Source organism: Cellulomonas sp. P4_H12, assembly GCF_056400905.1.
Genome location: NZ_JBFUKJ010000159.1, coordinates 1 through 511, shown reverse-complemented (window position 1 = coordinate 511; position 511 = coordinate 1). Strand labels below are relative to the sequence as shown.

Here is a 511-nt window from a genome sequence, read left to right as displayed (position 1 = left end):
GCCACAGAATCAGCCGGTACTGCTGCTCAGGGAGGCCGACGGCGACCGGTACCTCCCCATCTGGATCGGTCAGACGGAGGCCGCCGCGATCGCCCTCGAACAGCAGGGCGTGGAGCCGGCGCGTCCGCTCACCCACGACCTCATCACCACCCTGATCGGGGCGCTCGGCCACACGCTGCGCGAGGTGCGGATCGTGGACCTTCAGGAAGGCACGTTCTACGCGGACCTGGTCTTCGACGAGGACCTGCGGGTCTCGGCCCGGCCGTCGGACTCCGTCGCGATCGCGCTGCGGGCCGGGGTGCCGATCTTCGCGGAGGAGACCGTGCTGGCCGAGGCGGGCCTGGTGATGCCGGACGAGCGTGAGGACGAGGTCGAGAAGTTCAAGGAGTTTCTCGAGTCGGTGTCCCCCGACGACTTCAAAGCAACAGATACGTAACAATTGCCTCCGTGTCGCGACCTGGTGAAACCAGATCGTTGTGACTTCTGGTAGGTGCCGCTTGGGCGTGTTGCG

The 511-nt window shown here is 66.3% G+C and carries 1 protein-coding gene; it reads left to right on the top strand.

Annotated features, from left to right (window positions below; translation table 11 throughout):
* Window positions 1–436 (top strand): bifunctional nuclease family protein (locus AC1DQC_RS20305; RefSeq protein ID WP_477053024.1); only part of this gene is annotated, 436 nt, incomplete at its 5' end.
* Between the last annotated feature and the right edge of the window lie 75 nt (window positions 437–511).